Genomic DNA, 8578 nt, shown 5'->3' on the forward strand with positions numbered 1-8578 from the left:
TCGCGAAAGGGGTGCGAAGCGCCCCCATAATTTCTGCCCCACGCTGATATCGGCGGGGCTGCTATGCAGCCCTTTCGCGACACAAGGCCGCTCCTACAGAGAATGGCGCCCACACGCGACAATGATGCCCGGCGCGGCCTTCGTATGCGGGTCTGCCCCCCGAACTCCGAACGCGCTACTTCACCGCCTGCAACAACACCCGCGGGAACAGGTTATCCAAGGTTTCCAGCAACCGCGCGTGATAGATCGGCTTGCGAAACAGGTCCAGTACCTGCAACCGCAGCAGGTCGCTGACATCGTCCATATCCGCGTGCCCCGACATCACGATCACCGGCAGGTGCTGGCGCGCTGTATGGTCACGCAGGCGCTGTATCAGGCCTATGCCACTTTCTTCGGGCATGCGCAGGTCAGTGATCACCAGCGCCACATCAGGGTGGCGGGTGAGCTGCTGCAAGGCGGCCTTCACCGAACTTGCCGTATGGCAGCAGAAACCCTGGCTTTCGAGCATTTCTGCCAGCTCCTCCAGCGCCTCTTGCTCATCGTCGACCAGCAGTATCTGTTGACGCAGGGTCTGCATGGACGGCTACCTCAAGCTTGAAGGTCACTGGGTGATAGCGTTCTTGATGGTTGTCATGATGGCGCTCACCTCGGTCGAGATGGGCGTCACGAAGCCTGCGAGCACCACTGCGACCATCGCCGCAATGACCGCGTATTCAATACCCGAAGCACCGTCCTCGCGTTGCAGGAATGTTTTGCAGTAGCAGATCACTTGTTGCAGCAGCATGGTTTGCTCCTTGCGCACTTGAGGGCGCCGCTCGTGGGGCCAGGTCAGTACTGCCCCTTTGCCATCAGAGCATCGCTGGCTTGGGGAAGGCTGCAAATGTAAGAAGGTATTAGTGCAAAAGTAGTGGTTTGGGTCAGCGTCCGTAAGTTCCTGTTTTCTCGAACTGTCAATTTACTGGCTTGAAAAACGCTGGCCACTTAATGGCGAATTGGCAGGCCTGCGCTACGGTGAAATAGCCAAATAGTTACTTATTGCCAGTATTCGGCCGGGCTCAGGGAGGGCGTAAATGAGCAGTCGCTTGACCATGATTCTGGCTGGCTTTTTCCTCGTCGCCGCGCTGCTCGCCGGTTACTGGGGGCTGCGTCTGAGCCGCTTGGCCGAACCGGTTGCTGTGCCCTCGCCAACTGTGGATGCCAGTGCTGCGGCGCCGCAGCAAGCGCCCACACCCGCCGCACCGCCGGAGCCTGCACGCTCGCCCATCGTGGTGCTGCGCAAGGCGGTCGCTGCCAATACCCCGATCACGGCCGATGATGTGCTGGTTGAGCAACTGCAGGTGGTGCCGGGCGAAGCGTTCCACAGCCCCGAGCAGGTGCTTGGCCGCAGCAGCCCCCGCCCGCTGTCTGCTGGCACTTGGCTTGAGGAGTCGAACTTCCACGCCGGCGGCCCGCTGGCACGGATGATCCGCCCCCACGAGCGCGCCGTGGCGGTCGCGGTTGATGACGTGATTGGCGCCGCCGGGCAACTGCGCCCTGGCGATTACGTGGACGTGTTGTTGTTTCTGCGCGAAGAGAACAGCAACCCGCAGGCCTCGGCGCAAGTGGTGCTGCCGGCGCTGCGCGTGCTTAGCGTCGACTCGCAGACGGGCCTGGCCAATGATGGCCGGCCTGCGCAAAGCGCCGAAGACGTGAAAGCACGCCGCGAGCAGCAGTCGATGAGCGGGGCTGCCACGCGCACCGTCGGCCTGGCTGTGCCCGCCGCGCTGGCCAGCCGCTTGATGCTGGCGGCCCAGGCCGGCACCTTGCGCCTGGCGGTGCGCAGCGCCGATGAGCAATTGCTGGCGCGCTACTGGGCAGGCCAGCAGGCCGATACCCAAGTGCTTGCCGCCAGCCGTGACCTGTACCGCTTCAGCCAGCTGTCCCAGGTGCCGGTGGCCGGCGCCGCCGCACCTTCAGGCGCGCCGGCCATGCAGATTATCCGCGGTGCCCAGGCGGGCGCTGCCACCCCCACACCCTGACCGAGCAAGGATGCACTTATGCGTCGTACGTTGCGTCGTCTTGTGCCGCTCTGGACTGTCTTGTGCCTTGCCCTGCTGCCGACGGCGCAGGCGGCGAGCAAGGGCTGCGCCGACTTTACCCGGCTGCCCTCGGTGATCGAGCTCGACCAAGGCTTGCAGCAGGAACTGCGCTTGCCGGTGGCAATCACCCGCGCCGCCGTCGGCGAGCCCAGGGTCGCCGACGTGCAGGCCAGCGGCACCCAGGCCGTGCTGCTGACGGCGGTGGGGCAGGGCAGCACCAGCCTGATGCTGTGGACCGCCTGCAGCGCAGCGCCGCACCGCGCCATGCTGTTCGTCAAGGGCCGCGCCAGTGCCGACATGGCCGAGGTGGCTGCATTGCCCGCAGGCCAGGCCGAGCTGCCGACCCAGGTGCAGGCCGACATCCGCTTCGTCGAGGTACGCCGGGTCAAGTACAAGGAGGCCGGCGCCAGGTTGTTTTTCAAAGGCTCCAACAACAGCCTGGTCGGCTCACCCGGTACTGTGCCCGGCACCACGGTACGTCCCGGCGACGTGCCGCTGGTGCAGGGCAGCATCCCCCTTGACGACAACGCCTTCAACATTGTCTGGGGCGGCGGCAGCAGCCGCTTTCTGGCGATGATCAACGCCCTTGAGAACAGCGGTTTCGCCTACACCCTGGCCCGCCCCAGCCTGACCGTGCTCAGCGGCCTCACCGCAAGTTTTCTGGCCGGCGGCGAGGTGCCGATCCCGGTGCCCAGCAGCGGCAGCGACAACGTGTCCATCGAGTACAAGGAGTTCGGCGTGCGCCTGGCCCTGACCCCGACCGTGGTCAGCGGCAACCGCATCACCCTCAAGGTGGCGCCCGAGGTCAGCGAGCTGGACTACAACAACGCGGTGACCATCGCTGGCACGCGGGTCCCGGCGCTCAACGTACGGCGCACCGATACCAGTATTTCCCTGGCCGATGGCGAGAGCTTCATCATCAGCGGCCTGATCAGCAGCAACGTGCGCTCCAGCGTCGACAAGCTGCCGGGCCTGGGCAACCTGCCGATCATCGGTGCGTTCTTCCGCCAGTCCAGCCTCAACCGTGAGGAAACCGAACTGCTGATGATCGTCACCCCGCACCTGGTGCAACCGCTGGCGGCCAATGCGCGCCTGCCCGAGCTGCCCGGCGAGGCGCTGCGCACCTACGACCCCAGTTGGGGGCGGCTGTTCTTTCTGGAAAACGGCAACTTCGAAGGCCGTGGCGGGTTATCCCAATGACTGAAAGCCTGAACCACACCTACCTGGCACTGACCCGCAACGAGGACGACCTGCAATGGCTGCAGGGCGCCCTGGCGCCGCTTGGCCAAGTGATCGGCGCCAGCGGCGGCAGCCTTGATGAGCTGCTGGCGCTGGTCGACATGACCTTCAGCAACCTGGTGTTCATCGGCCTGGACCGCGAGCAACTGGTGGGCCAGTGCGCGCTGATCGAAGGCATGCTGGAAGCCAAGCCGATGCTGGCTATCGTTGCCTTGGGCGATGGCATGGATAACCAGCTGGTGCTGCACGCGATGCGCGCCGGCGCCCGCGACTTCGTCGCCTACGGCTCGCGGGCCAGCGAAGTGGCCGGGCTGGTGCGGCGCCTGGGCAAGCGCCTGCCGACGGTGGCCAACAGCCCGAGCCTGGGCGGCCTGACCGTGCTCTACGGCGCCCAGCGCAGTGCCGACGGCGCCTTGCTGACCACCCATCTGGCGCGGGTAGTACAAGAAAGCGGCCAGCAGACCTTGCTGCTCGACCTGGGCCTGCCCCGTGGCGACAGCCTGGCGCTGCTGGGCCTGGAAGCCTCGTTCCATTTCGGTGACGCGCTGCGCCATTTGCGCAGGCTTGATGCAACCTTGATCGACAGTGCCTTCACCGGCGACAAAGGCGGCCTGCGCATCCTCGCCTATGCCGGCACCGACGAGGCGCTCACGCAGACCAGCGCCGCCGAGCTGTACATGCTGCTCAGCGCTTTGCGCCAGCATTTCCAGCACATCGTGGTCAACCTGACCGGGCAGGCCGACAGCGAGGCACTGCGCACCATCGTCAGCCACTGCGACAAGCTGATCATCTACACCGACCAGAACATCATCGACTGCCGGCGCAACCTTGATGTACTTGAACAGTGGCGCGACCGTGGCATCAAGCTTGAGCACGCCAGCCTGTTGGTCGACCGCTTCCTGCGCCAGGTTGCCCCGGACGCCGAAGCCCTGGCCAAGCGCTACGGCCTGCCGCTGCTGCGGGTGCTGCCGTACAGCCCTGAAGTGCGCTTGAACGCCAAGAACCAGGGCTTGAGCCTGTTCGAGCTGGCCCCGCGCGAAAGCCTCACCCAAGCCCTGCGCAGCCTCGGCGAGCGCCTGGCGCGGCGCTCGGAAAACCTGGCCCCGCCCAGCACCACCTGGCTGCGCCGTTTGTGGGGTAGCCGATGAGCCAAGAGCAACCTTTTGGCGGTACCCGCCACGCCGGCAACGACCCGCAGGTGCTCAAGCGAGCACTGCACCGCCATGTGATCGATGCCATTGAAGACAGCGGGCGCAACCTGCTCGAAGGCGCGCGGCCAGCGCTGGCGCAGTTCGTGCTGGAACAGGTTGGCGACTATGTCGGGCGCCTGCGCCTGGCCCTGTCGCGCTACGAAATGGAGCGCCTGGGCGAGGAAATCGTCGATGAGCTGACCGGCTATGGCCCGCTGGAGGTGCTGCTGCGCGACCCCAGTGTCACCGAGATTCTGGTCAACGGCCCGTACCGGGTGTTCATCGAGCGCGGCGGGCTGCTGCAACAGACCGACCTGCGCTTCATCGATGCGCACCATGTGGAGCGGGTGATGCAGCGCATTCTGGCGCCCCTGGGGCGGCGCCTGGATGAGTCGTCGCCGATGGTCGATGCGCGCATGCCCGACGGCAGCCGGGTCAATGCGATCATCCCGCCCGTGGCCCTGGACGGGCCGTGCCTGTCGATCCGCAAGTTCCGCCAGGACATGCTCAAGAGCGCCGACCTGCTGGCCACGCGGGCGATCGACCAAGCGATTTTCGACTTCCTTGAACTGGCCGTCAGCCAGCGCTGCAATGTACTGGTCAGTGGCGGCACCGGTACCGGCAAGACCACGCTGTTGAATATTCTCAGCCAGATGATCGCCCCCCAGGAGCGCCTGGTGACCATTGAGGATGTTGCCGAGCTGCAGCTTAACCACCCCCATGTGGTGCGCCTGGAAACCCGTCCGCCGAACGCTGAGGGCAATGGCGAAATCAAAGCCAGCGAGCTGATCCGCAACGCCCTGCGCATGCGCCCGGACCGCATCATCCTTGGCGAGATTCGCGGGGCCGAGGTGGTCGATGTGCTGACGGCGATGAACACCGGGCACGACGGCTCGATGAGTACCGTGCACGCCAACAGTGCTCAGGACGCCTTGCTGCGGCTGGAAACCCTGGTGGGCCTGACCGGGCGCCAGGTGGCCGAAAAGACCTTGCGGCAGATGGTCTGCGCAGCGCTCGATGTAGTCATCCAGCTGACCCGCCTGGCCGATGGCCGGCGCTGTGTCAGTGAAATTCTCGAAGTGGTCGGGGTGCGTGACGATGTCTACGTCACCAACGTGCTGTTTCGCCTCGACCGGCGTGGCGGCGAGGGCTTCCTGCGCGAAGCGCCGAACCCTGCCGGTGAAAAACTGCGCCACGAGGGCCTGCGCTGATGGGCCCGCTGCTGCTGGCACTGGCGCCGCTGCTGCTGGGCGTTGCGCTGCTGCTGGTGCGCCTGGGCCTGCTCAAGCGGGGCCAGGAGCGCATCGTGCAGCGGTTGGGCAGCGCCTACCTGGCGGTGCGCAGTGTCGCGGTTCGCCGCGACTGGCTCGACCCTATGCTGCTGCGTGCAGGCTTCGCCCAGGGCGAGTTGAAGTTGCGCCCTTGGGTGTTCGCCTGGTTGGGGCTGGTGCTGCTGGCCGCCGTGGGCGCAGGTGCGGCCGGTGGGCTGCTGGCGCTGCTTGGCGTGCCGGTGCTGGCCTGGCTCGGGTTGATCTGGCGCTGCCGGCGGCGGTTGCGGCAGATCATCCAGCAGTTGCCCGGCCTGCTGGATTACAGCGTGCGCAGCCTCAAGGCCGGGCGCACCCTCAACGATGCGGTGCTCGGCGGCATCGACAGCACCCGCGAGCCGCTGCGCTCGGCCATGCTGCGGGTGCGGCGCAATGTGCAACTGGGCGTGGCGCTGGACGTTGCGGTCAATGAACTGGCCGAGCTGTATCGCCAGGATGAACTGCGCCTGTTTGCCTTGGGCCTGCGTATCAACCAGCGCCATGGCGGCAACGCCAGCGAGCTGCTGGAAAACCTTATCAAGCTGATCCGCGAGCGCGAGCAGGGCGGCCGCCAGTTGCGAGCGATGACCGGTGAAACGCGCATCACCGCATGGATTCTTGGCGCCTTGCCGTTGGCCATGGTCGGCTACTTCATGTTCGCCAACCCCGGTTATCTGCTGGCCATGTGGCAAGACCGCCATGGCCAGACCATGCTGCTGTTCGCCTTCGCCCTGCAAGCCGTTGGCTGCGTGGTGTTGTGGCGCATGATGAGAAGCCTGTGAACATCGCCTTGCTGGCCTGCGCGCTATGCCTGTTGGCAGGCTTTGCCCTGCTGGCGCTGCAGGGGGCGCGGCAGTGGCGGGCGCGGCAACGGGTGACGCGGCGTTTGCAGGGCCGCCTGGGCCGCGATGAGCGCCTCGGTGACTGGCTGCACTGGCTGGGCAGCAGCCCGCTGGGCCTGCGCCTGCAACGGCTGGACAGCGAAACCCAAACCCTGCTCGACCGCCTGGGTTGGCGCCGCACCCGCCAGCGGGCGCTGTTTGCGGCGGTGCAACTGGGCCTGCCGTTGCTGGCGACCGGGGCGGCATTGCTGCTGGTGCATGGCCTGCCCGGTGAGCGCAGCGCGCGCTGGGGCGTGATGGTGCTGTGCGCGCTGGGCGCCGGTTACCTGCTGCCCAAGCGCCTGCTGGCAGCGGCCGCTGCCCGGCGCCAACGCACCATCAGCGCTGAAGTGGGGTTGCTGATCCCGCTGCTGCGCATTCTGTTCGAGACTGGGCTTGCGGTGGAGCAGGCCCTGCGGGTGCTGGCGCACGAGGGGCGCACGCTGGTGCCGCACATCAGTGCCGAATTGCGCCTGGTGTTGCAGCGCGTCGACTCGGGCCTGGCACTCGGCCCCGAGCTGGAAAAGGCCGCGCGGCTGCTGGCGGTGGACGAGTTCGTCGATACCTGCGTGATCCTGCAGCAGTTGCTGGTGCAGGGCAGTGGCTCGATGAAGTCGCTGCAGGCGCTCAAGGACCTGCTCGATGACCGGCGGCTTACCGGCTTGCAGGAGCGGGTGTCGAAAATGTCGGCAAAAATGTCGGCGGTGATGATGGTGTTTCTGTTTCCGGCCTTGCTGATTGTGCTGGCCGGGCCTGGGTTTTCCGCGCTGGCGCGGGCATTGGGGTCGTGAAGGAGAACGCGATGCGAGCAATCTTGATGTTCACCGGCCTGTTGCTGCTGGGAGGGTGTGCCGGCCAGCAGCCCGATGGCTTGAGCCGCCTGCTCGGTGGTGGCAGTTGCAGCAAGCCCGATGCCGACCAGCAACTGAGCCTGGACATGGCCGACCAGATGATCAACGAAGGCCGCCCGCATGCCGGGCTTGCCCACCTTGAGCAATTGCCCGAGCGCCTGGATCAGGTGCGCCTGCGCAAGGCAAAAGTGCTGCGCCTGCTGGGGCGCAACGAGGCCGAGCCGCTGTACCGCAGCTTGCTCGGTGGCTGCCTGGCAGCCGAGGGCGAACATGGCCTGGGGCAGATTGCCTCGGCGCGCGGCGACGACCAGCAGGCGCTGCGCCACTTGCAGCGCGCCGTGCGCCTGGCGCCCACCGATGAAAAAGTGCGCAACGACCTGGGCGTGGTGCAGATGAACCTTGGTCAGCATGCCCAGGCACGCTTTGAGTTTCTGACCGCCATCGAGCTCAAGGATGACAACCCGCTACCGGCGATCAACCTGGTGACGCTGCTGCTGGTGCAGGACAACTGGAACCAGGCCGAGGACCTGGTGCGGCGCCTGCATCTGGGCGCTGCGCAGTTTGCCGAGGCTCAGGCGCGGGCAGCCCGGCTCAAGGCTGGCGCACGTGGCCCGCTGGCCGCCGCAGCGCAGCCGGCGGCGCTGGTTAACTGAAAGGGGGTGGGCATGAACAGACGCTGGGGTGTGCTGGCTTGTGTGGTGGTGCCGCTGATGGTGTTGGCGCAGGAGCCGGAGCGGCCGGCTGAAACGGCCACCGAGGCGTGGCTGAAGGTACAGGCGAGCAATCGCCAGGCATCGCCTGTGCCGCAGGTGCAAACCGATAAAGAGCGCGATCAGGCGATGCAGCGCTGGTTGGACAGCTACAAGTATGCGATACCGGATTTTTACCGGTGGACCAAGGTTAATTCGTCGAACAACTGAGGGTTGGTATTGGCTATGTCCTGCTAGATCGCCGGGGGCGCTTCGCACCCCTTTCGCGACACAAGGCCGCTCCTACAGGAGGTCGCGTTCGTCTGTAGGAGCGGCCTTGTGT

General features: G+C 66.1%; 10 protein-coding genes. 8 read left to right on the forward strand and 2 right to left on the reverse strand.

The window, feature by feature from the left end; genetic code table 11:
• Positions 1-175: 175 nt before the first annotated feature.
• Together HU720_RS12155 and HU720_RS12160 are read right to left on the reverse strand one after the other, a co-directional pair.
• Positions 176-577, reverse strand: coding sequence for a response regulator (locus HU720_RS12155; RefSeq protein ID WP_186520175.1), 402 nt, complete (start codon positions 575-577; stop codon positions 176-178).
• A 24-nt stretch (positions 578-601) separates the two neighbouring features.
• Complete coding sequence (locus HU720_RS12160; RefSeq protein ID WP_186520176.1) at positions 602-784, reverse strand: Flp family type IVb pilin; 183 nt, start codon at positions 782-784, stop codon at positions 602-604.
• Positions 785-1070: 286 nt separating this feature from the next.
• Between HU720_RS12160 and cpaB the strand changes: the two genes are divergently transcribed.
• The 8 genes from cpaB to HU720_RS12200 are packed head-to-tail and all read left to right on the forward strand — an operon-like array spanning position 1071 to position 8466.
• A complete protein-coding gene (gene cpaB, locus HU720_RS12165) occupies positions 1071-2018 on the forward strand; it encodes a Flp pilus assembly protein CpaB (protein ID WP_186520177.1) in 948 nt (315 codons plus the stop codon).
• An 18-nt stretch (positions 2019-2036) separates the two neighbouring features.
• Positions 2037-3278, forward strand: a complete 1242-nt coding sequence (locus tag HU720_RS12170) for a type II and III secretion system protein family protein (protein WP_186520178.1) — start codon at positions 2037-2039, stop codon at positions 3276-3278.
• Positions 3275-4465, forward strand: coding sequence for a pilus assembly protein (locus HU720_RS12175; protein WP_186520179.1), 1191 nt, complete (start codon positions 3275-3277; stop codon positions 4463-4465). The genes HU720_RS12170 and HU720_RS12175 overlap by 4 nt, the downstream gene beginning before the upstream one ends.
• Positions 4462-5718, forward strand: coding sequence for a CpaF family protein (locus HU720_RS12180; protein ID WP_186520180.1), 1257 nt, complete (start codon positions 4462-4464; stop codon positions 5716-5718). Before HU720_RS12175 ends, HU720_RS12180 begins: the two co-directional genes overlap by 4 nt.
• Positions 5715-6596, forward strand: a complete 882-nt coding sequence (locus HU720_RS12185) for a type II secretion system F family protein (RefSeq protein ID WP_186520183.1) — start codon at positions 5715-5717, stop codon at positions 6594-6596. The genes HU720_RS12180 and HU720_RS12185 overlap by 4 nt, the downstream gene beginning before the upstream one ends.
• 2 nt (positions 6597-6598) lie before the next feature.
• The gene (locus HU720_RS12190; protein WP_186520184.1) at positions 6599-7486 is read left to right on the forward strand and encodes a type II secretion system F family protein; all 888 of its coding nucleotides are present in this window, start codon (positions 6599-6601) and stop codon (positions 7484-7486) included.
• An 11-nt stretch (positions 7487-7497) separates the two neighbouring features.
• A complete protein-coding gene (locus tag HU720_RS12195; protein WP_186520181.1) occupies positions 7498-8199 on the forward strand; it encodes a tetratricopeptide repeat protein in 702 nt (233 codons plus the stop codon).
• Positions 8200-8211: 12 nt separating this feature from the next.
• The gene (locus tag HU720_RS12200; RefSeq protein ID WP_186520182.1) at positions 8212-8466 is read left to right on the forward strand and encodes a DUF3613 domain-containing protein; all 255 of its coding nucleotides are present in this window, start codon (positions 8212-8214) and stop codon (positions 8464-8466) included.
• Positions 8467-8578 lie beyond the last annotated feature (112 nt).

Source organism: Pseudomonas sp. SWRI51 (assembly GCF_014268825.1).
In the GTDB taxonomy this organism is placed as follows: Bacteria; Pseudomonadota; Gammaproteobacteria; order Pseudomonadales; family Pseudomonadaceae; genus Aquipseudomonas; species Aquipseudomonas farsensis.